Source organism: Achromobacter sp. AONIH1 (assembly GCF_002902905.1).
Classification (GTDB): Bacteria; Pseudomonadota; Gammaproteobacteria; order Burkholderiales; family Burkholderiaceae_B; genus Achromobacter.
In genome coordinates, this window is the sequence record NZ_CP026124.1 from 4881802 (window position 1) to 4908163 (window position 26362).

29 protein-coding genes are annotated in these 26362 nt (G+C 70.1%); 8 read left to right on the plus strand and 21 right to left on the minus strand.

What is annotated here, in order from left to right:
• Window positions 1–12: 12 nt before the first annotated feature.
• On the minus strand, window positions 13–396 hold the full coding sequence (locus tag C2U31_RS22400) for a VOC family protein (RefSeq protein WP_103274799.1): 384 nt from the start codon (window positions 394–396) through the stop codon (window positions 13–15).
• 149 nt (window positions 397–545) lie between these two features.
• Here C2U31_RS22400 and C2U31_RS22405 point away from each other — a divergent pair, with 149 nt between their 5' ends.
• Window positions 546–1463, plus strand: a complete 918-nt coding sequence (locus C2U31_RS22405; protein WP_103274800.1) for a LysR substrate-binding domain-containing protein — start codon at window positions 546–548, stop codon at window positions 1461–1463.
• Between the two features lie 5 nt (window positions 1464–1468).
• Here C2U31_RS22405 and C2U31_RS22410 read toward each other — a convergent pair whose 3' ends face one another.
• The gene (locus C2U31_RS22410; protein WP_103274801.1) at window positions 1469–2428 is read right to left on the minus strand and encodes a LysR substrate-binding domain-containing protein; all 960 of its coding nucleotides are present in this window, start codon (window positions 2426–2428) and stop codon (window positions 1469–1471) included.
• Window positions 2429–2599: 171 nt separating this feature from the next.
• Here C2U31_RS22410 and C2U31_RS22415 point away from each other — a divergent pair, with 171 nt between their 5' ends.
• The 3 genes from C2U31_RS22415 to C2U31_RS22425 are packed head-to-tail and all read left to right on the plus strand — an operon-like array spanning window position 2600 to window position 6487.
• A complete protein-coding gene (locus C2U31_RS22415) occupies window positions 2600–3733 on the plus strand; it encodes an ABC transporter substrate-binding protein (RefSeq protein WP_103274802.1) in 1134 nt (377 codons plus the stop codon).
• A gap of 31 nt (window positions 3734–3764) precedes the next feature.
• Window positions 3765–4979 carry a thiolase family protein gene (locus C2U31_RS22420; RefSeq protein WP_103274803.1) on the plus strand — a complete coding sequence of 405 codons (1215 nt, stop codon included), beginning with the start codon at window positions 3765–3767 and terminating at the stop codon, window positions 4977–4979.
• Window positions 4976–6487, plus strand: coding sequence for an AMP-binding protein (locus C2U31_RS22425; RefSeq protein ID WP_103274804.1), 1512 nt, complete (start codon window positions 4976–4978; stop codon window positions 6485–6487). The genes C2U31_RS22420 and C2U31_RS22425 overlap by 4 nt, the downstream gene beginning before the upstream one ends.
• Window positions 6488–6494: 7 nt before the next feature.
• On the opposite strand, the gene C2U31_RS22430 is transcribed toward C2U31_RS22425, so the two are convergent.
• Entirely contained in the window at window positions 6495–7967 is a 1473-nt protein-coding gene (locus C2U31_RS22430; protein ID WP_233772466.1) for an MFS transporter, read from the minus strand.
• Between the two features lie 164 nt (window positions 7968–8131).
• Here C2U31_RS22430 and C2U31_RS22435 point away from each other — a divergent pair, with 164 nt between their 5' ends.
• Window positions 8132–9037: a LysR family transcriptional regulator gene (locus C2U31_RS22435; protein ID WP_103274805.1), complete on the plus strand. Its 906-nt coding sequence runs from the start codon at window positions 8132–8134 to the stop codon at window positions 9035–9037.
• 46 nt (window positions 9038–9083) lie between these two features.
• Here the strand turns inward: C2U31_RS22435 and C2U31_RS22440 are convergent, their stop codons facing one another.
• From C2U31_RS22440 to C2U31_RS22485, 10 genes are read right to left on the minus strand one after another with little or no spacing between them, the layout of a single operon-like run.
• Window positions 9084–9500, minus strand: coding sequence for a hypothetical protein (locus C2U31_RS22440; protein ID WP_103274806.1), 417 nt, complete (start codon window positions 9498–9500; stop codon window positions 9084–9086).
• Window positions 9497–11104, minus strand: a complete 1608-nt coding sequence (locus tag C2U31_RS22445) for a GMC family oxidoreductase (protein ID WP_103274807.1) — start codon at window positions 11102–11104, stop codon at window positions 9497–9499. The genes C2U31_RS22440 and C2U31_RS22445 overlap by 4 nt, the downstream gene beginning before the upstream one ends.
• Complete coding sequence (locus tag C2U31_RS22450; protein WP_103274808.1) at window positions 11101–12591, minus strand: aldehyde dehydrogenase family protein; 1491 nt, start codon at window positions 12589–12591, stop codon at window positions 11101–11103. The genes C2U31_RS22445 and C2U31_RS22450 overlap by 4 nt, the downstream gene beginning before the upstream one ends.
• An 11-nt stretch (window positions 12592–12602) precedes the next feature.
• Window positions 12603–13631 (minus strand): ABC transporter substrate-binding protein, encoded by a 1029-nt coding sequence (locus C2U31_RS22455; RefSeq protein ID WP_103274809.1) that lies wholly within the window; start codon window positions 13629–13631, stop codon window positions 12603–12605.
• A gap of 28 nt (window positions 13632–13659) precedes the next feature.
• Window positions 13660–14466 (minus strand): ABC transporter permease, encoded by an 807-nt coding sequence (locus C2U31_RS22460; protein WP_233772467.1) that lies wholly within the window; start codon window positions 14464–14466, stop codon window positions 13660–13662.
• Window positions 14467–14468: 2 nt separating this feature from the next.
• Window positions 14469–15314: an ABC transporter ATP-binding protein gene (locus tag C2U31_RS22465; protein WP_233772468.1), complete on the minus strand. Its 846-nt coding sequence runs from the start codon at window positions 15312–15314 to the stop codon at window positions 14469–14471.
• 8 nt (window positions 15315–15322) lie between these two features.
• Entirely contained in the window at window positions 15323–15925 is a 603-nt protein-coding gene (locus tag C2U31_RS22470) for a glutathione S-transferase family protein (protein WP_103274811.1), read from the minus strand.
• Between the two features lie 36 nt (window positions 15926–15961).
• On the minus strand, window positions 15962–16345 hold the full coding sequence (locus tag C2U31_RS22475; protein WP_103274812.1) for a RidA family protein: 384 nt from the start codon (window positions 16343–16345) through the stop codon (window positions 15962–15964).
• Window positions 16346–16347: 2 nt separating this feature from the next.
• On the minus strand, window positions 16348–17484 hold the full coding sequence (locus tag C2U31_RS22480; RefSeq protein WP_103274813.1) for an LVIVD repeat-containing protein: 1137 nt from the start codon (window positions 17482–17484) through the stop codon (window positions 16348–16350).
• A gap of 12 nt (window positions 17485–17496) precedes the next feature.
• On the minus strand, window positions 17497–18624 hold the full coding sequence (locus C2U31_RS22485) for a cupin domain-containing protein (protein ID WP_103274814.1): 1128 nt from the start codon (window positions 18622–18624) through the stop codon (window positions 17497–17499).
• Between the two features lie 271 nt (window positions 18625–18895).
• Here C2U31_RS22485 and C2U31_RS22490 point away from each other — a divergent pair, with 271 nt between their 5' ends.
• The gene (locus tag C2U31_RS22490; RefSeq protein WP_103274815.1) at window positions 18896–19564 is read left to right on the plus strand and encodes a FadR/GntR family transcriptional regulator; all 669 of its coding nucleotides are present in this window, start codon (window positions 18896–18898) and stop codon (window positions 19562–19564) included.
• 174 nt (window positions 19565–19738) lie between these two features.
• Here the strand turns inward: C2U31_RS22490 and C2U31_RS22495 are convergent, their stop codons facing one another.
• Window positions 19739–20641 (minus strand): LysR family transcriptional regulator, encoded by a 903-nt coding sequence (locus C2U31_RS22495; RefSeq protein ID WP_103274816.1) that lies wholly within the window; start codon window positions 20639–20641, stop codon window positions 19739–19741.
• 147 nt (window positions 20642–20788) lie between these two features.
• On the opposite strand from C2U31_RS22495, the gene C2U31_RS22500 reads away from it, so the two are divergent.
• Window positions 20789–21193 carry a RidA family protein gene (locus tag C2U31_RS22500; RefSeq protein WP_103274817.1) on the plus strand — a complete coding sequence of 135 codons (405 nt, stop codon included), beginning with the start codon at window positions 20789–20791 and terminating at the stop codon, window positions 21191–21193.
• A gap of 65 nt (window positions 21194–21258) precedes the next feature.
• Here C2U31_RS22500 and C2U31_RS22505 read toward each other — a convergent pair whose 3' ends face one another.
• From C2U31_RS22505 to C2U31_RS22520, 4 genes are read right to left on the minus strand one after another with little or no spacing between them, the layout of a single operon-like run.
• Entirely contained in the window at window positions 21259–21516 is a 258-nt protein-coding gene (locus tag C2U31_RS22505) for a hypothetical protein (protein ID WP_103274818.1), read from the minus strand.
• Entirely contained in the window at window positions 21513–21848 is a 336-nt protein-coding gene (locus C2U31_RS22510; protein WP_103274819.1) for a hypothetical protein, read from the minus strand. The genes C2U31_RS22505 and C2U31_RS22510 overlap by 4 nt, the downstream gene beginning before the upstream one ends.
• A 24-nt stretch (window positions 21849–21872) precedes the next feature.
• A complete protein-coding gene (locus C2U31_RS22515) occupies window positions 21873–22118 on the minus strand; it encodes a hypothetical protein (protein WP_103274820.1) in 246 nt (81 codons plus the stop codon).
• A gap of 31 nt (window positions 22119–22149) precedes the next feature.
• The gene (locus C2U31_RS22520; protein ID WP_103274821.1) at window positions 22150–22740 is read right to left on the minus strand and encodes an HD domain-containing protein; all 591 of its coding nucleotides are present in this window, start codon (window positions 22738–22740) and stop codon (window positions 22150–22152) included.
• Window positions 22741–23094: 354 nt separating this feature from the next.
• Between C2U31_RS22520 and cml the strand changes: the two genes are divergently transcribed.
• On the plus strand, window positions 23095–24315 hold the full coding sequence (gene cml / locus C2U31_RS22525) for a CmlA/FloR family chloramphenicol efflux MFS transporter (protein ID WP_103274822.1): 1221 nt from the start codon (window positions 23095–23097) through the stop codon (window positions 24313–24315).
• 13 nt (window positions 24316–24328) lie between these two features.
• On the opposite strand, the gene C2U31_RS22530 is transcribed toward cml, so the two are convergent.
• The 3 genes from C2U31_RS22530 to tetR are packed head-to-tail and all read right to left on the minus strand — an operon-like array spanning window position 24329 to window position 26219.
• Window positions 24329–24886: a helix-turn-helix transcriptional regulator gene (locus C2U31_RS22530; protein ID WP_103274823.1), complete on the minus strand. Its 558-nt coding sequence runs from the start codon at window positions 24884–24886 to the stop codon at window positions 24329–24331.
• 47 nt (window positions 24887–24933) lie between these two features.
• Window positions 24934–25560, minus strand: coding sequence for a LysE family translocator (locus C2U31_RS22535; protein WP_103274824.1), 627 nt, complete (start codon window positions 25558–25560; stop codon window positions 24934–24936).
• Complete coding sequence (tetR, locus tag C2U31_RS22540) at window positions 25560–26219, minus strand: tetracycline resistance transcriptional repressor TetR (RefSeq protein WP_103274825.1); 660 nt, start codon at window positions 26217–26219, stop codon at window positions 25560–25562. Before tetR ends, C2U31_RS22535 begins: the two co-directional genes overlap by 1 nt.
• Window positions 26220–26362: the final 143 nt, after the last annotated feature.

Below are 26362 nucleotides of genomic sequence, written 5' to 3' on the forward strand. Positions count from 1 at the left end.
TGACGGCCGAGTTCAGGCCGGCGCGCGCTCCGACAATTCGATCAGGTTCAGGTCCGGATCCCGCAGATAGATGGAACGGATCGGATAGCGGGCGCCCGTGCGCGGCACCGGCCCTTCCACGATCCGCGCCCCGCTCGCCTGCACGCGCGCGATCACCTCGTCCAGCGGCACGGCGCAGATGAAGCACAGGTCCAGCGCGCCCGGCACCGGCAGATGCGCCTTGGGCTCGAACTCGCTGCCCTTCACATGCAGGTTGATTTTCTGCTGGCCGAACACGAAGGCCTTGCGGCCCTGGCCGAAGGTTTCCAGCTTCATGCCAAGCAGGCCCACGTAGAAGTCCACGCAGGCTTGTTCATCGGTGGTGGTCAGGACCAGATGGTCCAGGTGGTCGATCATGGCGCGCTCCGCCCGGATGGTCCGGGCTTCCCTGTTTTGCGAATACCAGGGACTCTATACCGCGCTCGCCCCATATGGGAATTGCCGGCCCGGCATATTGCCTTCGCAAAATGCGAACGCTGCTCCCCCGCCCGCTGCTACACTGCCGCATGCCCCAGGACCTGATCAACCCCGCGCGCGTGGACTTCGTGACCCTGCGTCTGTTCTGCGCCGTGGCGCAGAGCGGCAGCATCACCCAGGGCGCGCGCCACTGCCACCTGGCCCTGTCGGCGGCCAGCCGGCGCCTGTCGGATTTCGAGGCCGCCGCCGGCGCGCAGCTGCTCGAACGCAGCGCGCGGGGCGTGGTCCTGACCGCCGCCGGCCGCCTGGCGCTGCAGCACGCGGCGCGCCTGTTCCAGGGCTTTGAACTCTTCAGCAACGAACTCAGCGAGCATGCCAGCGGCGCGCGCGGTCATGTGCGGCTGTGGGCCAATATGTCCGCACTGGTGCAGTTCCTGCCGGCGACGCTGGCCGACTTCATGGCGCGCAGCCCCGGCACGCGCGTGGAGGTCGAGGAACAGCTGAGCGGCGACATCGCCCGCGCGGTGCAGGACGGCCTGGCCGACCTGGGCATCTGCGCCGCCGGCGTGCCCGGGCGCGGCCTGGACCTGATGCCTTTTCGCCGCGACCGGCTGGTGGTGGTGGCGCCGGCGGACCATGCGCTGGCCGCGCGCGACGTCACCGATTTCAGGCGCTGCCTGGCCTATGACTTCGTCGGCCTGAACCGGGGCAGCTCGCTGCTGGACACCCTCGCGCGCGCGGCGCAGGACGCCGGCCTGCCGCTGCGCCTGCGCATCCAGGTGCGCAGCTTCGACGCCATGTGCGAGATGATCGCCGCCGGGCTGGGCATCGGCGTATTGCCGCTGGGCGCCTGCGAGCGGCGGCTGGGGCCGTGGGGCTTGACGGCCTTGCGGCTGGAGGAAAGCTGGGCCGAGCGCCAGCTGCTGATCGCCGCCAGCGCCGAACGGCCCCTGTCGGCCTCGGCCGCGCTACTGCTGCGGCATCTGCGCGACGGCGCCGACGCCTGAGGCCGCTAGCCGAGCGGCGCCTCATCGCGCACCACTTGCGCCGCCGCGCGCAGCGTCTGTAGAAAAAGTTCGGTCGCGGCCGCGGCGCGCGCCTGGCGCCGCGTCATGATGCCCACCGGATGCAGCTTGGCCTGCAAGGCCAGCGGCAGGATCGCCAGCTGGCCGCGCGCGGCCAGCGAGCGCGCCACCCGCAGCGGCATGGCCGACAACAGCGGCGTGCGCTGCAACAGCGACACGATGGTGAGAATGGCGCCCGATTCCACCGCGACCTGCGGAAAGCCCGCGCCGCGCGCCGCGACGGCGCTGGCCACCAGGCTGTAAAGCGCGGCGTTGCGCGACGGCAGCACCCAGCGGTAGCGGTCCAGCTCGGCGCCGCCCAGCCGGCTGCGGGTCGCCAGCGGATGCGAGGGGCCGCAGACCGCCGCGGTGGCCTCTTCGTACAGGATCTCGCATTGCAGGTCGGCGTCCGCGCCCTCCACCACCAGCCGCCCGACGATGCAATCCAGCTCACCCGCGCGCAGGGCGGGCAGCAGCTGCTGCTCCAGCCCTTCGCGCAGTTCGATCCGCAGATCCGGATGCGAGGCCTGCAGGCGCTCCACGGTCAGGGGCGCCAGCAGATGGGCCACCACCGGAAACACGCCCACGCGCACCTTGCCCGACGCGCCGCTGGCCGCCGCCGTCAGCTCGGCGTGGGTCGCGTCCAGCTCGTTGAGCAGCAGCCGCGCGCGGCCGATCATCATCAGGCCCAGCGGCGTCGGCGTCACGCCGTGGTGCGAGCGCTCGAACAGCGTCTGCCCGGCCAGTTCCTCGGCCTCGGCCAGCAGCTTGCTCAGCGCCGGCTGGCTCAGGTGCATGGCCTCGGCCGCGCGATGCATGTTCAGGCTGCGGCCCAGCTCGTCCAGCAACACCAGATGGCGGATGCGCAGACGCGAGCGCAGCTGCTGCAAGGTGGGAATCTGCGACATGGTCGGTCCTGCGCCATCCGGTTATCGATTGATCATGAAATGCAATTATCCAGTTATCGGGTGCATGGCCATACTAGGGCTTGTGCGGGGCGCCTTGCCGCGTCCGCGGCCGATGGCGATCCGCTGCGGCCGCAGCCACCGACAATGAACGCATCAACAAGGGGAATTGCCATGTATCGTCGTATCGCCGCGCTGGCGCTGGCCTGCGCGCTCGCGCCGGGCGCCGCCCTGGCCGACATCCGCATCGGCGTCATCGCCAGCAGCACCGGGCCGGGCGCCTCGATGGGCTCGCTGTACCGCAGCACCGTGCCCCTGCTGCCCAAGACGCTGGGCGGCCGCGCCGTGGAGTACATCGCGCTGGACGACGCGACCGATCCGTCGGCCGCCGTGCGCACCGCGCGCAAGCTGGTGACCGAGAACAAGGTCGACGCCATCATCGGGCCCAGCAACGTGCCGACCTCGCTGGCCGTGACGGAAGTGGCCCGCGAGGCGCGGACGCCGCAGCTGTCGCTGGCGCCCATCACCGTCAACCCCGACCGCGCCGCCTGGATCTTCGTGATCGCCCACGGCATCGACCTCATGGTCGAGTCGCTGACCGCCGACATGGCGCGGCGCAACGTCAAGACGGTGGCCTACATCGGCTTCTCGGATGCCTGGGGCGACGCCGTCTACCGCGCCTTGCAGGACGCCGCCGCCAAGCGCGGCATCAAGGTGCTGAGCAATGAGCGCTATGCACGCACCGACAATTCCGTCACCGCCCAGATACTCAAGATCACCTCGATGAATCCCGACGCGGTGCTGGTCGGCGGCTCGGGCACGCCCGGCGCGTTGCCACACCTGTCGCTGCGCGAGCGCGGCTACGGCGGCGTGCAGTACAACACCCACGGCGTGATCAACCGCGACTTCCTCAAGCTCGGCGGCAAGGGCGTGGATGGCGTGATCGTGCCCAGCGGCCCGGTGCAGGTGGTGGAGCAGCTGCCCGCCGACAGCCCCATCAAGCCGGTGGCCATGCGCTACGCGCAGCAGTACGAAGCGGCCAACGGCGCCGATTCGCGCAACGCCTTCGCGCCCTATACCTACGACGCGTACCTGCTGCTGGACGCCGCCGTGGCCAAGGTGCCCGCCGACGTGCAACCCGGCACCCCGGCCTTCCGGCAGGCGCTGCGCGACGCCCTGGAAGGCCTGAACGGCGTCGTCGGCACGCAGGGCATCTACAGCATGTCGCCCGCCAACCACAACGGCCTGGACGAGCGCGGCGTCGTGCTGATGCAGGCCCGTTCCGGCGCCTGGCATTTCCTGCCCTGACCCGCCCCACCCTCGCAACGCAGGAGTCCGCATGACTGGCGTCCATATTCCCTATGGCGTGTACTGGAGCACCCCTTTCGCCCGCTGGCAGGGCAGCCTGTCGCGGCTGCACAGCCTGCGCCTGGCCGCCTGGACCGCGGCCCGCGAACTGGCGCGGCGTGGCATCGATCCCGCCGGGCTGGACGCCGCCGTGCTCGGCTATTCGGTGCCCCAGCAAGGCGCCTTCTACGGCCTGCCCTGGGTGGCCGGCATGATGGGCGCCCCCCATCTGGCCGGCCCGGTGGTCGCGCAGGCCTGCGCCACGTCCGTGCGCGGCATGGCCACGGCGGCCGCCGACATCATGCTGGGCCAGGCCTCGACCGCGCTGGTGCTGATGGCCGACCGGGTCTCCAACGGGCCGCAGCTCTACCATCCCGACCCCGCCGGGCCGGGCGGCTCGGGCGTGCATGAGAACTGGGTGCTGGACAACTTTTCCAAGGATCCCTGGAGCGGGCTGGCCATGTTGCAGACCGGCGAGCGCGTGGCGCGGCGCCACGGCATCTCCACGGCCGAACAGAACGCCGTCACCCTGCGCCGCTACGAGCAATACGCGCAGGCCTGCGCCGACGAGCGCGCGTTCCAGCGCCGCTACATGACCCTGCCCTTCGAGCTGCCCGATGCCGCCTTCGCCAAGACCGTGGGCACGCTGCAGGGCGACGAGGGCATCCACGCCACCACCGCCGAGGGCCTGGCGCGGCTGACGCCGGTGCTGCCGGACGGCAGCATCACCTATGGCGGCCAGACCCATCCGGCGGACGGCAACGCCGGCATGCTGATGACCACGGCGGCGCGCGCGCGCGAACTGTCGCGCCGGCCCGAGATCGGCGTCGAGGTGCTGGCCTTCGGCCAGTCGCGCACGGAAACCGGCTACATGCCGCAGGCCCCCATCGAGGCCGCCCGGCGCGCGCTGGACCGGGCCGGGCTCAAGCCCGCCGACCTGCACGCGGTCAAGACCCACAACCCCTTCGTGGTGTCCGACATCGCGCTGGCCCGCGCCACCGGCCTGGACGTCATGGAGATGAACAACTACGGCTGCTCGCTGGTCTGGGGCCATCCGCAGGCGCCGACCGGCCTGCGCTCGGTCATCGAGCTGATCGAGGAACTGGCGCAGCGCGGCGGCGGGCTGGGCCTGTTCACCGGCTGCGCCGCCGGCGACAGCGCGATGGCGGTGGCGCTGCGCGTGGACGCGGCCGGAGGCCGGCCATGAACGGCGTCCTGCCCGCGCGCATCGCGCTGATCCCGGAACTGCTGGAGCGCGCCGCCGCCGACTGGCCCGACCGCACGGCCCTGGTCTGCGGCGAACGCCGCATCGACTACCGCCGCTACGCGGCCGAGGTGCGCGCGGCGGCGCGACGCCTGCGACAGGCGCTGCCGCCGGGCGCGCGCGTGGCCACCCTGCTAGGCAACTCCGACCTGGCCTGCGTGCTGACGCTGGCATTGCAAATGGCCGGCTGCCAGCACGTGCCGCTCAATCCGCTCTATACCGCGCGCGAACTGGATTTCATCCTGCGCGACGCCCAACCCGAGCTGCTGATCGCCGACGAGGCCTCGTCCGCCCTGGCCGCGCCGCTGGCCGCCGCGCAAGGCATCCGCCTGCTCGATGGCGCGGCGGCGCGCGCCTGGACGATTCCATCCGACGAAACGCCGGCGGCCGCGCCGGCCGGCGACGCGGACGCGCCGGCGCTGCTGCAATACACCGGCGGCACCACTGGCCAGCCCAAAGGCGTCATCCTGAGCCGGGCCGCCATCGCCACCAATGTGTTCCAGCGCGAAGCCGTGCTGCCCACGCGCCACGGCGCCGAGACGGTGCTCTGCGCCATGCCGCTGTTCCATTCCTACGGCATGGCGATGGGGCTGTTCCTGGCGGCCAGCGCCGCCGCCACGCTGGTGGTGCTGCCGCGCTACCGGCCCGACGATGTGTTCGACGCCGTGGCGCGCGAGCGCGTCACGCTGTTCCCCGGCAGCCCGACGATCTATGCCGGCCTGATGGCGCATGCGCGCTTCGCGCAGACCGACTGGTCCAGCGTGCGCGTCTGCTATTCGGGCTCCGCGCCACTGGCCGAGGAAACGCTGCGGCGCTGGGAGGCCGCGGTGGGCGCGCCAATCTATGAAGGCTATGGCCAGACCGAGGCCGGCCCCATCCTGACCTACAACGGCCCGCAAGGCAGCCGCGCCGGCTCGGTGGGCCGGCCCGTGCCCGGCACCGAGGTCGAAGTCGTGGACCTGGAGACCGGCGCGAAACCCCTGCTCGCCGGCCAGCGCGGCGAGATCCGCGCGCGCGGCCCGCAGATCATGCAAGGCTATCTGGCGCGCCCCGAGGCCACCGCCGAATCGCTGCGCGACGGCTGGCTCTACACCGGCGACATCGGCGAATTCGCCGAGGATGGCTTCCTGTACATCCGCGACCGCAAGAAGGACCTGGTGATCGTCGGCGGCTACAACGTCTATCCGCGCGAGGTCGATGAAGTCCTGTACCTGCACGCGGACGTGGCGCAAGCCGCCGCCGTGGGCTGGCCGGACAGCTACCGGGGCGAGCTCATCCGCGCCTTCGTGGTGCTGCGGCCCGACGCCAGCGCGGACGAGGCGGCGCTGCTGGCGCATTGCCAGGCCAACCTGGCGCGCTACAAGGTGCCGGCGGTGATCGAGATCCTGGACGCGCTGCCCTGCACCAGCGCCAACAAGGTCGACAAGAAGGCACTGCGCGCCCGCGCCTGACTCCGCCTCAGGCGCGGCGCCAGGCCACGGCCAGCAGGGCCGCCACGGACAGGCCCGCGCCCGCCAGGAAGGTCGCGCGCATGCCGGCAGCCAGCGCCTGCGGCGGCGCCGCCAGCAAATCCTGCGCGCCCGCGCCCCAGGCGAACACCGCCCCCATCGCCGACGCGCCGGTGACCAGTCCCAGGTTGCGCGACAGGGTCAGCAGCCCGGACACCACGCCACGATGCCCGGCCGGCGCGGCCGCCATCACCGCCGCGCCATTGGCCGCCTGGAACAGCGCGTAGCCCGCCGTCAGCACCAGCAGCGGCGCGATATAGCCGGCCACGCCCAGCGCCGCCGGCGCCAGCGCCAGCAGGGCGCAGCCCGCCGCCATCGCGGCCAGTCCCAGCAAGGCCATGCGGCCCGCGCCGTGGCGATCCGCCAGGCGGCCGGCGGGCATGCCGGCCAGGGCCGCCGCCACCGGCCCGGCCGACATCGCCAGGCCGGCGCCGCCGGCATCCAGGCCCAGCGCGCCGGCCAGATAGAACGGGCCGACCACCAGCGTCGCCATCATCACCGTGGACACCAGCGCATTGGCCGCGCAGCCCAGCCGCAGCGCGGACTCGCGCAGCAGCCCCGGCTGGATCAACGGCGCGGCCACGCGCGCCTCGGCCCGGAAGAACAGCCACGCGCCCGCCCCAGCCAGTCCCAGCAGCCCCAGATTGAGCCAGCCGGCATGGCCGCGTCCCAGCGTCATCGCCAGCGCATAAGCCAGCAAGGTCGCCGCCAGCAGGACCGTGCCCAGGCCGTCGAAACGCGGCCGGTTCGCGGGCGCGCCGCCGGCCGGCAGGTAGCGCCAGGCCAGGCCCAGCGCCAGCGCGCCCGGCGGCAGCAGCGCCAGGAACAAGGCGCGCCAGCCATAGGCTTCCAGCAGCAGGCCGCCCAGCGACGGCCCCAGCGCCGTGCCGGCCGCCGACATGGCGCCCAGCATGCCCATGACGCGGCCCGCGCGGTCCTTGCCCGCCAGTTCGGCCGCGAAGGCCAGCGACAAGGCCATCATCGCCGCCGCGCCCAGGCCCTGCGCGGCCCGCGCCACGGCCAGCCAGGCCAGCGACGGCGCGGCCGCGCAGGCGGCCGACGCCGCGATGAAGCAGGCGATGCCCGCCAGCTTCAGCCGGCGGCGTCCGAGCAGGTCGCCCAGCCGACCCAGGCTGACGACCAGCGAGGTCATGGCCAGCAGATAGGCCAGCACGACCCATTGCGCCTGCTGGAACGAGGCGTCATAGGCGCGTCCCAGCGCCGGCAGCCCGACGTTGGCGATGCTGGTGCCCAGCGCGGCCAGCAGCGAGGACAGCGCCAGGCCGGCGAAGACGGCCGCCGGCGGCGCGCGCCTGGCCGGCGCGGCTTGCGGCGCGGGCGCGCGCGGCGAATCGGAATCAAGCGCGGCGGCGGCGCCAGCAGCCGGCGTCGATGGATCTTGGGTCAATGGAGCAAGCTTCACGGTCTATCCTGCGGGGGGAAGAAAAGAAAGGCGCGCCGCCGCGACGGCGGGCACGGATCGACCGTCAGGATAGGAGCGCGGCAATGCTGGCGGAAGACGCAGCATTTGCACTTTATTCGTGTACGGAACGCTACCTGTTCGACGCCCCGTGATATGGTCGCCGCATGTCCTCCCCCGACTTCAATCTGCTGATCACGCTGGACGTGCTGCTGGCCGAAGGCAGCGTGGCGCGCGCCGCCCGGCGCTTGCGCCTGAGCCCCTCGGCCATGAGCCGCGCGCTGGCGCGCCTGCGCGAAACCACAGGCGATCCCCTGCTGGTGCGCGCCGGCCGCGGCCTGGTGCCCACGCCGCGCGCGCTGGCGCTGCGCGCGCAAGTCGGCCAGCTGGTGCGCGACGCCGAAGCGGTGCTGCGTCCGGCCGAGCTGCCCGACCTGGCGCGGCTGGAGCGCGTGTTCACGCTGCGTGCCCAGAACGGTTTCGTCGAAGCCTTCGGCGCGCGCCTGCTGGCCCGGCTGGCCGAGGAAGCGCCGGATGCGCGGCTGCGCTTCGTGCCCAAGACGAACAAGCTCAGCGATCCGCTGCGCGACGGCGAGATCGACCTGGACATCGGCGTGGTCGGCGACACCGCCGGCCCGGAGCTGTACACGCGCGCGCTGTTCCGCGACCGCCATGTCGGCGTGGTGCGCGCCGGGCATGCGCTGGCGCGCGGCAAGGTCAGCGCCGCCCGCTACGCCTCGGGGGCGCACGTCATGGCCACGCGCCGCGGACTCGAACGTGGGCCGGTGGACGAGGCGCTGGCGGCGCAAGGCCTGAGCCGCCGCATCGCCGCCTACGTCGGCGGCTACGCCGAGGCGCTGGCGCTGGCCCGCGACAGCGATCTGATCGCCACCGTGCCGGAGAAATTTTGCGCAGCGCTGCTCGCGGACATGCGCCGCTTCGCGCTGCCGGTGGAACTGCCGGCGTTCACGGTATCCATGCTGTGGCATCCGCGCATGGACGCCGACCCGGCGCACCGCTGGCTACGCGCCTGCCTGCACCAGATCTGCACCGCGCGCGACAATCGGCGCTAGTGCGCGAGCCAGCCCGCGCCGCCGCGCGAACGGGCTGCCGCCCCTCCTAGCAGCAGTCGCACAGCAGCACGTCGTTGACCACGTTGCGCGGCCGCGCGCCCAGCCGACCGAAGCCGAAGGCCGCCATCACATCGTGGCAGACCTCCATGGCCTGGTCCTCGCAGGCGGCGTCGTCCACGCCCGGGCAGGTGACCAGCACGCGCCGCGCGCACATATGGTCCAGGAAGTCCGCCGACACCGCTCCCCCGACGACCGTCACCGAGCGCACGCTGGCCGGCAGGCCGTTCTGGCGCAGTCCGGCCAGCATGCATGAGCGGACAATCAGCGCCGCCGTGTCCGCCGGCAGGCACTCGTCGGCGTCCAGGCAGTCCACGGCGAAGAAATCGTCCAGCCTGCGCACCGCGCCCGCCGCCAGCGGCAGCAGGCTGACGCAGCGGTGCCGGCTCAGGGACAGCCGCATCATGATGCGCGGATCCAGTCGGCGGCGCGCTCGGCCAGCATCAGCACGGGCGCGTTGATATTGCCCGAGGTCAGGTCGGGCATGACCGACGCATCGACGATGCGCAGCCCCGGCACGCCCAGGCAGCGCATGCGCCCGTCCACCACCGCCATCGGATCGCGCTCCGCGCCCATGCGACAGGTGCCGCCCGGGTGGTGCACGGTGATGGCCGTGCGGCGGATGAATGCGTCCAGCGCCGGGTCGTCTTCGACGCCCTGCCCGGGCGCCAGCTCGTCGAGCACGAAATCACCCAGCGCCGGCTGACGCATCAGGTCGCGCGCGATGCGCACCGAATCGCGCACCCGCTCCCGGTCTTCCTGGCAGGCCAGGAAGTTCTGGTCGATGCGCGGCGCGGCCAGCGGATCCGCGCCCGCCACCGTGATGCGGCCCCGGCTGCGCGGATGCAGCAGGACGGTGCGCACGGCGAAGCCGTCCTGGAACGGCTGGCGCCAGGGCTTGAGCCAGGGCCGGGCCGTGAACGGCGCCGCCGTCAGCAGGAATTGCAGGTCGGGCGTGTCCATGCCCTCGGGCTGCACGAAGCCCACCACCCCGCCCGGCACGTCGCCGGCGAAACCTTCGCCGCCCAGGTAGGCGCGCACCATCGAGCGGCCGATGCGGTCCAGCCGCAGCTCGCGCACGAAGGGACCGGGCGCGCGCCGCCGCGCCGTCACGATGACCGAGATGTGGTCCTGCAGATTGGCGCCCACGCCGGGACGGTCCAGCCGCACCGACAGGCCGGCCTGTTCCAGCACTCGCGCCGGCCCGATGCCCGAATGCATCAGGATGGCTGGCGTGTTGATCGCGCCGGCGGCGAGGATGACCTCGCGCCGCGCCCGCGCCGTCTGCTGCCGGCCGCCGCGCAGATAGCGCAGCCCCGTGGCGCGATCTCCGTCGAAACCCAGGCCCAGCACATGCGCGCCGGTCTCCACGCGCAGGTTCGGCCGCCGCAGCGCCGGCCGCAGATAGGCGGTCGCGGCGCTGCAGCGCCGTCCCTGGCGGATCGACATCTGCAAGCGCGAGAAGCCGCCGGCGGGCCGCGCATTGTAGTCCTCCAGCCAGGGATGGCCCGCCTGCCCGGCCGCCGTCGCGAAGGCGTCGAGCAGCGGATCCTGGTAGCGGCAGCGCTGCACGCGCAGGGGGCCGCCGCCGCCGCGCTCGGCGCCCGCGCCGTCCTCCCAGTCCTCCAGCCGGCGGAAATACGGCAGGGTATCCTCGAAGCGCCATTCATCCAGGCCATAGTCGCGCGCCCAGCGGGCGAAGTCGCCCGGATGGCCGCGCACGAAGGCCATGGCATTGGTGGACGAGCTGCCGCCCACCACCTTGCCGCGCGCGCACTCGATCGCGCGGCCGTCGGCGTGCTCGGCCGGCTCGGCGTCGTAGCCCCAGTCGTGCAACCGCTTCTGCAGGATCTTGCCCCAGCCCAGCGGCACGTGGATCAGCGGATCGCGATCCCAGGGGCCGGCCTCCAGCACCAGCACGCGGCAGTCCGCCTGCGCGCTCAGGCGGTTGGCCAGCACGCAGCCGGCCGAACCGGCGCCGACGATGATGTAGTCGTACTCCGCGCTCATGTCCTGGCCACCTGCCGGAAATTCACGTGCACATTCTTCTCCCGCGTGAAGGACAGCATCTCGCCAAAGCACTCGTCGCGGCCGATGCCCGACTGCCGCACGCCGCCGTAGGGCGCGCCCAGGAAATGCTTGCCCACCTCGTTGATCCAGACAAAGCCGGCGTCGATCTCGCGCGCCAGCCGGTGCGCCCGCGACAGGTCCGCCGTCCAGATGGCCGCCGTCAGGCCCACGTCCAGGCCCCGGATCTGGTCCAGCATCGCCGTCTCGTCGTGCCAGGGCATCAGCGCCAGCACCGGCCCGAACAGTTCCTCGCGCGCCAGCGCCGAATCGGCGGGCACATCGGCATACACGGTGGGCTCCAGATAATGGCCGCCCGCCGGCACGCCACGGGTCGGAATGGCGCCGCCATGCAGCAGCCGGCCGCCGCTGGCCTCGTCGATGACGCGCTTGACGCGGTCGCGGTGCTCGGCGCTGATCATCGCGCCCATCGTGGTGGCCGGATCGGTCGGATCGCCGGGCACGTAGGCGCCGCAAGCCTGGACCACATGGCGGCAGACCTCGTCGTAGATGTCGCGGTGGACGAAGGCGCGGCTGGTCGAGCCGCAGGACTGGCCGCACCAAGTGAAGTTCATGCCGTCGACGATGGCGCGCGCCGCCTGCGCCGGATCGACGTCGGCGCAGGCCACGAAGGGATTCTTGCCGCCCAGCTCCAGCGCCACCGGCTTGATGCGGCCGGCGGCCGCCTGCATGACCTTGCGGCCCGTGGCGATGCTGCCGACCAGCCCGATCATGTCCACGTCGGGGCTCTCGGCCAGCGCGGCGCCGGCCTCGCCGCCGCCCGGCAGGATCGCCAGCACGCCCGGCGGCAGCAGGTCGCCGATCAGCTCGGCGCAGCGCAGCGCAGACAGCGGCGCCTGCGCCGGCGGCTTGATGATGACGGCGTTGCCCGCCGCCAGCGGCGCGGCCAGCTTGCCCATGGCGAACAGCAGCGGATGATTGAACGCCACGATGCGCGCGACCACGCCCAGCGGCTCGCGCTCGGTGTAGTTCAGGGCGTCCGGCCCCATCGGGATGGTGTCGCCCTTCAGCTCCGTCACCAGCCCGGCGAAGAAGTCCAGCAGCGCGGCGGCCACCATGACGTCCGAGCCCATCTCGCTCACCGGATTGCCGCAGTCCAGCGCGTCCAGCAGGGCCAGCTGGGCGGCATTGTCGCGCAGCCGCTGGGCGACGCGGCGCAGCACCGCCGCGCGCGCCAGCGGCGCCGTGCGGCGCCAGATGGAATGGCCTTCCCGCGCGGCGCGCGCGGCCCGGGCCACATCCTCGCGGCCGGCCTCGGCCACGCGCATCAGCAGCTCGCCCGTGCCCGGCGCGCGGACCTCCATCCAGCGGTCGGACTGTGGCGCGTGCCAGGCGCCGCCGTAGTACAGGCCGGCCTGGGCCGGCAAGGCCACCGGGCCGCTGGCCGTGTCGTGCGTCTTCGGATTCATGCCTGGGTTCCTCAGCGTTTGACCGGGCCGGCCTGTTGCAGGAAGCGGGTATCGAAGCCCTTGCTGTCATCGAAGCTGGCCGCCAGCGCGCCCTGTTCCTTATAGAGCGTGGCGGTGGCCCGCCACTGCGCCGGATCGATCCAGCCCAGCCCGTGCTCGCGGGTATGGGCGCTGAAGAAGGTGTAGTCCAGGTCGGCCTGAAGCTGCGCCACCAGCATCTCCTTCTTGCCCTTGTATTCCGGGTTGTTCCTGATCAGCGAGTCGGCCGCGGCGCCCGGATCCTGGATCACGTCGGCGTAGCCCTTCATATAGGCGGCCACGAAGCGGCGCACCAGGTCCGGCCGCTCGGCGATGGTCTTGTCGGCCGTGAACATGCCCGAGCCATAGCTCTGGATGCCCAGATCCGCGCCGTGCAGCACCGACAGCGAGCCGGGGCCGCCGGCCTTGTGCTCCAGCTCGGGCACTTCGGCGTCGATATAGCCCGGCACCGCGTTCACGCGGTTGAGCAGCAGGAAGTTCTCATAAGGCGGCGACACCGTGGACTGCTTGATGTCGTTGAGCGAAATGCCGTTCTTGGCCAGCGCCGCCTTCAGGAAGATGTAGGTGGACCCGGCCGGATGCACGCCGATATTGGCGCCCTTGAGCTGCTGCACGGACTTGAGGTCGAAGTTCTTCTTCACCGAGATGATGGCCAGCGGCGTCTTCTGGTTGACCGCCACCAGCGCCGTGTTGGCGATGCCCTGCGACCTGCCCACCATCAGCGTGGGCAGGTCCGAGAAGCCGAAGTCGGCGTTGCCGTTGGCCACCAGCCGCAGCGCGTCGGTGGAGCCGGTGCCCTTGCGGATCGTACCGGCGTCGATGCCCTGCTCGGCGAAATAGCCCTTGTCGCGCGCCACGAAGAACGGCGCATGGTTGCCGCGCACCACCCAGTCCAGCTGCACGGTGACGGCATCCTTGGTCTGGGTCTGGGCCTGGGCCTGGACCGCGCCGGCCAGGGCCAGCGCGCCCAGCAGGCCGCACAGCTTGCTACGCTTGATCATGATTTTCCCCTTGTTGATTGTCGATGCTTCAGCGCGCCGCCCAGCCCAGGAACCGCAGCTCGGCCAGCTCGATCAGGTAATAGAAGAAGACGCCCAGGACGGATATCTGCACCAGCGCGGCGAACACCAGCGCCGTATCCATCTGGCTGGAGGCGAACTGGATCATGTAGCCCAGCCCGGCCGAGGCGCCGACGAATTCGCCGACGATCGCGCCGATCACGCTCAGGGTGATCGCGACCTTCATGCCCGCCATCAGGGCCGGCAGCGAGGACGGGATCTTCACGCGCGCCATGATCTGGCCCGGCGTCGCGCCGATGGACTGCAGCAGCGACATCAGGTTGGCGTCGGCCGAGCGCAGGCCCACCAGCATGTTCAGCGTGACCGGGAAGAAGGCCATGATGACGATCAGGGCGATCTTGGGCAGCAGGTCATAGCCGAACCACAGGATCAGCAGCGGCGCCAGCGCGATCTTCGGCACGTTCTGAAACAGCACGATGAGCGGATAGCTGGCGCGGCCGAACCAGGCGTATCGGTCCACCAGCAGCGCCAGCGTGATCCCCACCACGCAGGAACACAGAAAGCCGTAGAGGATTTCCGCGCCCGTGACCAGGCTGGCCTGGAACAGCTCGTCCTGGCGCTCGAACAGCACGGCGACGATGGCCGACGGCGCCGGCACCACGAAGGCCGACACCTGCAGCAGCCGGACCGCCGCCTCCCACAGCGCCACGATCAGCAGCACCAGCGCGAGGCTGGGCAAGGCGGCGCGCCAGGCCTGGCGCAGCCGGCCGGACGCGGGCCGCGCGGGCGCGGCGGGTTCTTTCAAGGTCGTGCTCATGCTCATTTTCCGCTCCCCGGCGCATGCCCTGCCTTGAGCAGCTGCCGCAACTGGAAAGACTTCTGGTGGAACATCGGGCTGGAAAACGTCGCCTCGTTCTTGGGCTGCGGCAGGCCGATATCCAGCTTCTGCACGATGCGCGCCGGATTGGTGGCCATGACGTAGACGCTGTCGGACAGGTAGACCGCCTCGTCGATGGAGTGCGTGACGAACACCACCGTCTTGCCGGTGCGCCGCCAGATATCGAGCAGGAAGTCGCTCATGTGCTCGCGCGTGATGGCGTCCAGCGCGCCGAAGGGCTCGTCCATCATCAGCACCTCGGGATCCAGCGCCAGTGCCCGTGCGATCGATACGCGCTGGCGCATGCCGCCGGACAGCTGCGCCGGATACCGGTCGGCCGCGTACTCCAGGCCGACCAGGCGCAGCAGTTCCAGCGCGCGGTCGCGTTGCCGCTCGCGCGGCACCGCGTCCACCAGCGCCATCAGCGAACAGACGTTCTCCAGCGCGGTCTTCCAGGGCATCAGCGCCGCTTCCTGGAACACCATGCCCACGCGCCGCTGCCGCACCGCCTCGCCCGGCGGCACGCCGGCCACCGAGACCTCGCCGCCGGTCGGCGGCACCAGTCCGGCGAACACCTTCAGCAGCGTGCTCTTGCCGCAGCCCGAAGGGCCGATGATGGAGGTGAACGAGCCCTTCGCGATCTCGATGTCGATGTCGCTCAACACCCGCACGCAACCGGCGCGGGTGTCGAAATCCACGTTCAGGCCGCGGGCCCGTATCTGCGCCGCCAGGGGCGCCGCCTCCCGCGCCGGGCCGGGCCCGGCGGATGCATTCGCCTGCATGTCCATGGCCCGCCTCAACCCGCGGCCACGGCCGCCGCGAAAGCCGGCCGCTGCTCGATGCGCGCCATCCATTGCCGCAGATGCGCCAGCTCGGGCTTGGGATGGGGGAACTTCAGGCAGCGGCGCACCAGCGGCGCCAGGCAAATGTCGGCCAGGGAGAAGGCCTCGCCCGCGACCCAGGGCCGGCCCGCCAGGTGCCCGTCCAGCAGCGACAGCTCGGCGGACAGCAGCTTGGCGGCCGCCTCGCTCAGTTGCTCGGGCGGCAGCTTGGCTTCCTTGAAGCCGGCCAGGTAGGCCACGTTGAGCGAGGCCAGCGTCCAGTCCATCCAGCGCTCGACCTGGCTGCGCGCGGCGGGATCGCGCGGATACAGCGCGTGGGCTTCCTGCTTGTTGGCCACATAGCGCAGGATGGTGTGCGATTCCCACACGTGCAGCTCGCCGTCGCGCAGGGTCGGCACCTTCTGCGTGGGGTTGATGGCCTGGTATTGCGGGGTGAGCGTGGTGCCCTCGAAGGTCTTGCCGTAATCGTGGCGCTTGTACGGCGTGCCCAGCTCTTCGAGCAGGAACAACACTTTCTGCACATTGCCCGAGGTGGCGCGTCCCAGAACTTCCAGCATGATGATTCTCCCTTGATATATGGTTTGCGCGGCCGTTCAGGACCGCTGCGGCTTGTAGGCGATGCACTCGATCTCGATCTTGGTGTCGATGACCGCGCGGGCCTCCACGGTCGTGCGCGCGAGCATCCCGTCCGGGAAGTACTCCTTGAACACGCCGTTGTAGCGGCCAAAATCGCGCGCGTCTTCCAGGTAGACGGTGGCCTTGACCACGTCGGCCAGGTCGCAGTCGGCCGCCCGCAGCGCCCGCCGCATCGCTTCGATGGTGGCACGCGTCAGCTGTTCGATGGTGCCTTCCAGCATGACGCCGTTCTCGTCCTTGGCCACCTGGCCCGACACGAAGACGTAGTCGCCCGCCCGCACCGCCGGATGGAACGGCAGGTTCGGATTCTTGTTGCCAAAGGCTTGTTGCAGATAGGTCATGGTCAGGTCCCGTAAACGGAGCTTTCGATGATGTCCAGGCCGCGCTGCCGGTCCAGCAGGTAGAGCAGCCCGCGGTCGTCGGTGGTGACGTCGTTGGACGACGCGCGTTCGCAGCCGGCCGGCGGGTCGGGCTCGTAGCAGCCCACTTCGCGCGGCCGGAACGGATCGCTGATGTCCAGCAGTCGCAGGCCGCGCGCGAACCAGGCGAAGGGCAGCACATTGCCGCTGAACTTCTCGGCCGGCTGGTGACAGCCGGACATGGCTTCTTGCGGCTGGCCGTCAGGGTCCACGCCGTCGACCTGGAAGGTGGAGATCGGCATGGGCTGGCGCTCGTCCGTGATGTCGAAGAACCAGGTGAAGGCCGGCGGCGACGGCCGCAGCTTGGCCACGTCCTCGTCCGCCACCACCAGGATCTGGCGGCCCTTGAGCAACCCCGGTATGGGCAGCGCCGTGTGCGTGGGATGCGGATGGGCCGGCCCGGTGTTGAACTGCGACACCAGGCGCGGGCGCGCCATGTCCTCGATGTCCAGGATGAACATGCCGTGATGCCAGTACGACACGTACAGGCGGTTGCCCATGCGCAGCGGATGGTGGCAGCGCGGCGGCACGTAGTTGTCCCAGGGATAGGTTTCGCCGCCGGCCTCGTGCTGGCCGGGAATCCACCAGCGCCCCACTTCCTCGGGCTTCGCCGGATCGCGCAGGTCCAGGATCTTGACGATGTTGCCGATGTAGCCCGGCGCCGTCGGCGAGATATAGGCGTAGCGGCCGTCGAAGTCGTAGCGGTGCACGCCGCCGCCCTGGGTGCCGGTCTTCCAGTGCGTGATCAGGCGCGGACGGTCCGGCCGGCTGACGTCGTAGATGCCCAGTCCGCCGCCGAAATCGTCGGCGCCGCTGCGGAACTTCTCATAGTTGACGATCATCAGGCCGTCGCGCACGCGCACCTTGTGCGAATGCCAGCCGATGGGCACTTCCAGCGACGCCAGCAGGCGCGGGCGGCGCGGGTCTTCGACGTCGTAGATCGAGGTGCCATAGGGCGGACGCATGTGCGAGACATACATCGTCGCGCCCTCCACCCAGACCTGTCCGCCCCCCTCGCAATCGACGTGGGCAAGCAGCGAGGTGTTCCATTGTTTAGCCAAGGCCGGGCTCCCTCAGACCAGCTCGACCAGATCGCCGCCGGCCGTGCGTCCCCACTGGTGGAACAGGCCCATGGCGCGCAGCGCCGGCTCGTCGCTGGCGATGAACAGGATCAGCGGCTCGGTGGCGTCGTTGCGGTACTGCACCCAGTTCTCGCTGGGCACGGCGACCGTGTCGAACGGTTCGAGCGCATGCCGCTGTTCGCCCACCGTCATGCTGCCCTGGCCGCTGAACGGCGACACCAGCAGGTTGGCGGTCTGCTTGAGCGGCAGCGTGGTCTCGCCCGGCCGCACCATCTGCATGAAGAAGGTCATGGTCCGGTAGACCGGGCCGCCCCGCAGCGGATGCGTGTATTCGATCGACACGCCCTCGTGCGGCGATTCGTCCCAGTCGCGAAAGCGATACAGCAGCTCGCGCATGGCTTCGTAACGGTACACGAACATGGGCGAGGAATCGCCGCCGCCGCGCCGGTGGTCGAGAAAGCGCGGCGTCAGTCCGCCGGCGCCGTAGACCATGCGCGAATACTCGGTCTGGAAGCGCGCGCTCTGCTTGCGCACGACCTCGCCGTTTTCCTGGTAGTCGTGCTGGAACGACAGGGCGTTCAGGTTCTCGACCAGCGGATAGTCCAGCACTGACAGATTGATGGCCGGCTCGCCGCCCAGGTTGCCGTGGTTGTGCCAGGTGTCGCGCGGCGTCAGCACCATGTCGCCGGGCAGGAAGGTGATGTCCTCGCCCTCCACGCCCGTGAAGTTCTGCCGGCCCGTCAGGCCGAAGCGCACGGCGCTGGCCGTGTGCGCGTGCGGCGGCATGAGTTCGTTGGGATCGTTCTGGCGATAGGCGGTGTACAGCGTGGACACCGTCGCGCGGCGCGGCGCCAGGCCCGGGTTGATGAGGATCAGCGAGCGGCGGTCGGTGTTCTCGGTGGAGATCAGGCGCGCCGACTGGGCCAGCAGGGGCTGGATGTCGTCGCGGTACGACCAGCGGTGCGGCACCGGCTTGGGGCCGTTGGTCAGCTGGCTGATGTCGTCGTGCGCGCTGTCTCCGCGCGCCCAGAACGGAAACATGTGCCTCCGTTCGATCTGCTCATACATGGACAGCAATTCCGCCGCGCGCGCATCGCCGGCGACCTCGGTCGCGTGCATACACATTCCCCTTTGAATGGTTATCAGGATTCAGCGGAACAAAATCTAATAACAACCAATGGTTGTGTAAACGCGATTCTGGTTTTTTTATGGAAAACCCCTAAACCTGATTTTCCGACCCTTATTTTTCTAGGCTTTCCCCATGCAAATCAGGCATTTGCGAATTAGCAACCGAATAACCACCAATTAACAACCATTCAGGGTTTTCGATATTGCTGGGCGTATATTCCGCCCATAAGATGTACGCAAAAAAACCGGAGGCGGGAAACTCATGGCACGCACAAGGCAACCCGAAGTTTCGAATGACGTCACGCGCCTGATCACACAGATCCGCGCCATGATCGGCAAGGGAGAGGAGCTGCCGCCCGAGCGCCTGCTGGCCGATCAGCTGAAGGTGAAGCGGCATCGCCTGCGGCTGGCGCTGGAGACGATGCGCGACGCCGCCGAACTGCCCCGCCCCATCATCCGCCGCAACGACAGTCCGGTGCTCAAGAGCGACGTGGTGGTCCAGGGCACCAATGCGCTGGAGGTCATCGAGCTGCGCATCGTGCTGGAGCCGGCCATCGCGCGCCTGGCGGCGGTGCGCGCATCGCCGGTGCAGATCGCCAAGATCCTGGAAGCCGCCACCACGCCGCAAGGCGTGACGCGCACCATCGGCGATATCGCCTTCCACAAGCTGCTGGCCGACAGCTCCGGCAACCAGCTCGCGGCCAGCCTGTATGCCTTCCTGCGCCGCGTCGGCTCCGACCACAGGCTGCACGTGCCCATGGCCAGCGCGATCACGAGCGAGCGCATCCAGCAACGCGACCAGGAACACCGCGCCATCGCGGAAGCCATCGCCGCGCGTTCGCCGGACGCCGCCGAACAGGCCATGCGCCAGCACTTGCGGCGGGTCCAGCGCGAGATCGCCGATCGCTTGAATCCGCTGGAGACGGCCTGAGTTCGTGGCCTGAGTGCCTGGTCTGAGTGCCTGGTCTGAGTGCCTGGTCTGAGTGCCTGGCCTGAGTTTCTGGCCTGATTTCCTGGCTAGCGCTTTCAGGCTGGGACGTTCAGACCAGGAGTGCCGACCTGGAGCGCCATGCCTGCCCCTAGCCCGCGCCGCCGGGCGGCGGTGCTACGCCTGCCTCTCCATCAATTCCACGACCCAGTCGATGAAGGCGCGCAGCTTGGCGCTGACGTGGCGGTTGGGCGGATAGGCCAGGTACATCGGCATCGTTTCCATGTCCCAGTCCTCGAACAGCCGCGCCAGCTCGCCGCTGGCCAGGTGCGGCCGCGCCATGTAGTCGGGCAGCCACAAGATGCCCAGCCCCGCCAGGCCGGCCTGCAGATAGGCGTTGCCGTCGTCCACCGCCAGCGCGTAGCGTCCGTGCACGCTCAGGCGTTCGTCGCCGCGCTGCATGGCATAGGGCAGCGCCCGCCCCAGCCGCGCCCACAGATAGCCCACGATGCGATGGTGCGAGTCTTCCAGCTCGCCCGGATGCCGTGGCACGCCCGCCATCGCCAGATAGCCCGGCGACGCGTACACGCCCAGCCGCAGGTCCGCCACGCGGCGCGCGCGCAGCGATTGGTCCTGCAGTTCGCCGCCGCGGATCACGCAGTCCACGTTCTCGCCGATGAGGTCCACCTTGCGGTCGCTCACGCCGAGGTCCAGCTGGATCTCGGGATGGCGCGCATGGAAGGCCGGCAAGGCCGGCACCAGCACCATGCGCGCGAAGGGACTGGGCACGTCCACGCGCAGCCGGCCCCGGGGCGAGGCCGAGGCGCCGGACAGGCTGGTCTCGGCATCGTCCATGTCGGCCAGCAGGCGCAGCACGCGTTCGTAATAGGCCGCGCCGTCGGCCGTGACATTGACCTGGCGAGTCGTGCGGTTCAACAGCCTGACGCGCAGCCGCGCCTCCAGCTGCTGCACCAGCTGCGTCACACTGGTCCGGCTGATGCGCAGCGTCTCGGCCGCCTTGGTGAAGCTGCCTGTCTCCACCACCCGCGCAAACGCTTGCATTGCATCGAATCGGTCCATGCGTGTCTCCTGCCCTTCGCCAGATTGTTTGCATTCTACAAACAGTGCTGGACAGGCTTGCCCGTTTATCGGCGGCGCGCCGCCTCCTACAGTGCGGCATCGGTTCACACACATCCAGGCCAGCCGGCCTGTACACGGAGATCAGGCATGACCCAACGCGACGTCGTCTTTCCCCCCGGACGCCAGGCGCTTTATGAGCGCAACCGCTATTCCCCGGCGATCAAGGCCAACGGCTTCCTGTTCGTCTCGGGCCAGGTCGGCAGCCGCGAGGATGGCTCGCCCGAGCCGGACCTGGACGAACAGGTGCGGCTGGCGTTCCGCAACCTCAACGCCGTGCTGGCCGCCGCCGGCTGCAGCTTCGACGACGTGGTCGACGTGACAGTGTTCATCGTCGATCCCGCATCGACGTTCGAACGGATCTGGCGCATCGTTCCCGAGTTCTGGGGACAGGCGCCGTATCCCACGCTGACCGGCGTGGGCGTCACCTGGCTGTATGGGTTCGACGTTGAACTCAAGGTGATCGCCAGGCTGCCGGACGGCGCGGCGGGCTAGGGCCTGTCAATGCAACGGCGCGCGGGATTCGGGATGCGCGCTTGCGGGTGAAAAACCGTCGTCGCTCACGACAGCCCGCGCTTCGCCTTCCGGGTCTCGACCCAGGAAATCAGGAAGCCCGCCTCGCCGAAGGCGTTGTTGGCGTCCGTCAGATCCTCGGCGCCGACGTCCATCCGGTACGGCGCATCGCCGACCTGGGCCAGCCCGTCTTGGCCCACGCGCTGAGCGATGAACGCCCGCAGCGAATGGCGGGATGCGAGGCCGAGCGCGATGTCCGTGGCAGGCGCGGTCGCGCCGGGAGACTTGGAGGCGGAGTCGGTCATTTGAAGCTGTCGTACTCTCGGTAGTGATTCACCTGGGCGATGAATTCGGCCGGGTCCTCGCCATTCAACCGGCCGGCGATGTATTGCACATTCCCGGCCAGCATCCAGCCACGCAAGTCCAGGCCCCGGACGGCTAGCGGCATTTCCAGGTCTTCGTCGTCCAGGTAGACCTCGTCATCGTCCAGTTCCTCCAGATACGTTTCCGAAATGGAATAGAACACGGCCTGCTCGGGCGTCGCGCGCCACGCGTCCAGGTTCACGTAGATCCACTCCCCGGCCTGCAGCGCGGGGATGGCCCGCAGCAGTTCGGCCAGCGTCTTGAACACCTGCATGTCAATCTCCCGTCGGCACGCGATTCAATCGAAGATCCTCATGGCGAGAGAACAATAGCCCGAAACGAAGTCCATCAGGTCATGAAGGTAGTCTTCATGCTCCGGCGCCGCCACGGCCATGGACGCCAGCTCCGCGTACATGCGGTCCCGCGTCCAGCCCGCCGCGCGATGGCGAAGCAGCATTTCCCTGGCGGGCGCGTGGGCCATGCCAGCGGTCGCGGCGTTCAATATGTCCTGCCGGAACGGGCCGGCTTCCGGGGTGCTGCGCATGTTCTCTGGACCGGATCAAAGCCGGATCGATTCAAGCGGATGATGAATCGGCGCGCGGGATCGCCATCCTGCGCGCCGTGGCCTCGTCGACCAGGGTCCGCAGCGCGCGCAGCACCTCGTCGTGCTGCGCGTAGTCGCGGCCATAGGTCAGGTTGAAACCGTAATCGAAATCGGGCGGATTGTCGCCCTGGCTGTGCTGCAGAATGGTTTCCATCTTGTCCAGCGCCTTCACCGCGCGGGCTTCCGGCGTCGCGGCGGCCTCGTACTCGTCCCACAGCGCCAGCAGCCGCTCGCGCGCCGCCGGGTCCAGGCTGCGGGCCAGTTGCAACAGGTCGCGGCGCTCGCGCGCGCTCTTGTCCGGATGCGCGTCGCGCACGATCGCCGGCACATCGCCGCCCAGCGCCTCGCCCAGGTCGTGGACCACGCACAGCTGCAACACGCGCAGCGGATCCAGCCCCGCGAGCCCATCCTGGAACAGCATGGCCATCAGGCACAGACGCCAGCTGTGCTCGGCCGTGCTTTCCTGCCGGCCGCCGGAGCTGCGGCCGCTGCGCAGCACGTCCTTGAGGCGTTCGGCCTGGCGGATGAATTCCAGCCGGCCTTCGAGTGTCGCGGCATCCATGCTTCATGACTCCTTGCGTGTCGGCCGCGCGCTGGGTTCGAATCGCGCGCGCCAGACTCGGATCTTGCATCGCCGCCGGATGCGCGTCCACGCATAAAAAATGATCGCAGCGAGACGCGAACCCGCGTACCGCACGGCCACGCGTGGCAGGATCGCACCCGATCGGATAGACTTCAGCGTCCAGATTCCATGCCACACGCATTCTCTCCATGACGCCAGGCCCGCTCACGGATCGCTGAGCCGCAACGACACCCAACCCCAGTCGTTGCGGCGATCGCCTCTCATTGAGCCCCCTCTCTGAGCCTCATCCAGGCAGATCGCCGCCGGATTCTCTTTCCGTGCGGAGGCTTTGCCATGCCCACCCATTCTTCCCCTGCCCGCCCCGACATCTGGGCCGGTCCCCTGCCGCCTGCGCTCGCGCTGATGGCGCCCTTCGACCTGCTCGCCTCGCTGGCGATGGACGTGTACCTGCCCGTGGTGCCGGCCATGCCCGCGGCCTTGCAGACCACGCCCGCCATGGTCCAGCTGACCCTCAGCATCTACATGCTGATGCTGGGACTGGGCCAATTGATCTTCGGCCCGCTGTCCGACCGCATCGGCCGGCGGCCGGTGCTGCTGGGCGGCGCGCTGCTGTATGCCGCCGCGTCGCTGGCGCTGGCCGCCGCCGGCAGCGGCGGGCTGTTCGTCGCGTTGCGGCTGCTACAGGCGCTGGGCGCCTCGGCCGCGCTGGTGGCCATGTTCGCCACCGTGCGCGACGTTTATGCCGACCGGCCGGAAGGCAGCACCATCTATGGCCTGTTCAGCGCCATGCTGGCCTTCGTCCCCGCGCTCGGGCCGATGCTCGGCGCGGCCATCGCGGCGGGCTTCGGCTGGCGGGCGATCTTCGTCGCGCTGGGCGCGGCGGGCCTGCTGGCGTGGTTGCGCGCCATGCCGCGCTGGCGCGAGACCCGTCCATCCACGCCGGGCGCGCGGCGGCCCGGCTTCGCGCCCATGCTGGGCAGCCTGCGGTTCTGGATCTATACGCTGGGATTCAGCGCGGCGATGGGCGCCTTCTTCGTGTTCTTCTCGACCTCGCCGCGCGTGCTCATGGGCGCCGCCGGCTACTCGCACATGGCCTTCAGCGCGGCCTTCTCGACGGTCGCGCTGGTCATGATCGCGGCCACGCGGCTGGCGCCGCGCCTGGTGGCGCGCTGGGGCATCGCCGGCAGCTTCGCGCGCGGGGCGGCGACGATGCTGGCGGGCGCGGCGCTCCTGGCCGGCTGCGCCGCCACGACGGCGCCGTCCTTTGCCACCTTCGTGATGCCGATGTGGCTGGTGGCGACCGGCATGGTGCTGGTGGTTTCAGTCAGCGCCAACGGCGCGCTGCGGGACTACGGCGACGCGTCGGGCGCCGCGGTGGCGCTGTACTACGCCGCGCAAAGTCTGATCGTGGCCGGCTTGGGCACGCTGTCCACACTGGCGCTGGATGGCGGCAGCGCCTGGCCGCTGGTCGCCTATTGCGCCGCCATGCCGGCGGCCAGCCTGGTGGGGTTGGCGCTGTTGCAACGCAGGGAAGTAGCCGGACGCGAGGACTGAACCCGAGGCCGCGTCACAGCGTCTCGACCAGCCGCGCCGCCGAGCCGTCCGCCAGCACGATGCGCGTCCAGCGGCAGGCGCTCTGGCGGATCGGCACCTCATCCGAGCGATTGGCGCCGGTGCGGAACTCGATGGCGGGCGGGGCTTGCGTTTCGCGCCAGCCCATGGCTTCCAGCGCCGCTTCCATGCGCTGGATTTCAGGGGTGGCGTAGCGCCACAGCGAACGGCCCATCAGCCCGGACAAGGGCGCGCCGAACTCGGCGGCGCGCGGCGGCGAGCAGGCCAGCAGCGCGTGACTCAGGTCGCAGACCAGGTGCATCGGCGACGGACCGGCATCGACCAATCGGGCCAGCGCCCGATCCGCCGCCGCGTCCAGCCTGGCGGACAGCCGACGCTCGACCTGCGCGCGCTCGGCCGGCTCCATCTCCTGCACGCCGCTTTCCCAGCGAGATATCGTGGACTGCGCCACGCCGAACAGCTCGGCGGCATGCGTCTGCTTGATCCGGTTCAACAGACGCCAGCGCCGCAACGCGGCGCCCAGTCGCACGGGTTTGAAATCGAGAACCGTCATGGCGGCCAGGGGTGGATGTCGTGTGGGCGTATCTGCGGGACAGCGCACTAGCGCTGCTGCATCGCCATGCGTATGCCCAGCGCGCAATAGACCGTGCCGACCGCCTTGCCCTGCCAGCGCCAGATTGCCGGATGGCGGCGCAGGAGGCGGCCGACGCGGCCCGCGCACAGCGCCACCAGCCCCGTGCTCAAGGCGCCCATCAGCACGAACAGCACGCCCAGCGTGGCCAGCTGCAAGGCCACGGGACCGTTCTGCGGACGCACGAACTGCGGCAGGAAGGCCAGGAAGAACAGCGCCGACTTGGGGTTCAGCACCTCGGCCAGGATCGCCTGCCGGAACGCCGTGCGCGCGTCGACGCGCGCGGCCGGCGTCAGGTCGGGCAGGTCGGCCCGCTCCAGGAAGGCGCGCACGCCCAGGTAGACCAGATAGGCCGCGCCGGCGTACTTGACCACGTTGAACAGGAAAGCGGACGTCATCAGGATGGCCGACAGCCCCAGCACTGCCATGCAGGTATGGATCAGGTCGCCGGCCGCAATGCCGAGTCCGGTCGCCATGCCCACGCGCGTGCCCGAGGTGGCCGCCCGCGCCAGCGTCAGCAGCACGGCGGGGCCGGGAATCAGCACGAAGCCGGTCAGCACGGCGAGATAGGTAAGCAGCGTGGCGTGGTCGATCATTACGTGTTTCCCTTGGAGGCGCGGCGAGCAGGCGAGCGCGCGCCGCCCTGCTCCAGGCGGCAGGCCAGCCCGTCCAGCAACAGGGCCAGGCCCTGTTCGAACGCCTGGTCCGGGCCGCCGCCTTCGAGTATATCCATGGCGGCGCGCAGCAGCGGCGCGTCCTGCGGCAGTTCCTGCCGGGTCATGCCCTGCCCCGCGCCGTCCTGTGCCGCCTGCTGCTCCAGCACCGCGCCCACCGTGTACTGGCTGACCGCCAGCAGCGCATGCACGCTGGCGTCCGGCGCAAACCCGGCGTCCCGCAGCAGGCGCAGCTGCGCTTCCACCGCGCCGGCCTGCGGCCCGTCCGGCCGCGTGCCCGCATGAATGCGCGCACCGTCGCGATAGGCCAGCAGGCCGCGCCGGAAGCTCATGGCGTTGTCGTGCAGGAACGTGCGCCAGTGCTCGCCCGGCTGCGGGATGCCACGGGTGTGGCGTTCGACCAGCATCTGCCGGGAAAGCGCGTCCAGCAGTTCGCGCTTGTTCTTGAAGTGCCAATAGAGCGCGGGTTGCTGCACGCCCAGGCGCTCGGCCAGGCGGCGCGTGCTCAGGCCGTCCACGCCGACCTCGTTGAGCAGGTCCAGCGCGGCGCGGATCACGGTTTCGCGGCTGAGTTTGGTCACGCGGCTTCCTCTGTATCGACCCATCCGCCGGCGCGGATGCCTCTGTGCATGCGCGCCGGCGTTCAGGTCCGTTCACTGAAATTCCAGGCTTGACAATTTATCACTGATAGATTTTCATACACAAACTTATCACTGATAAATTC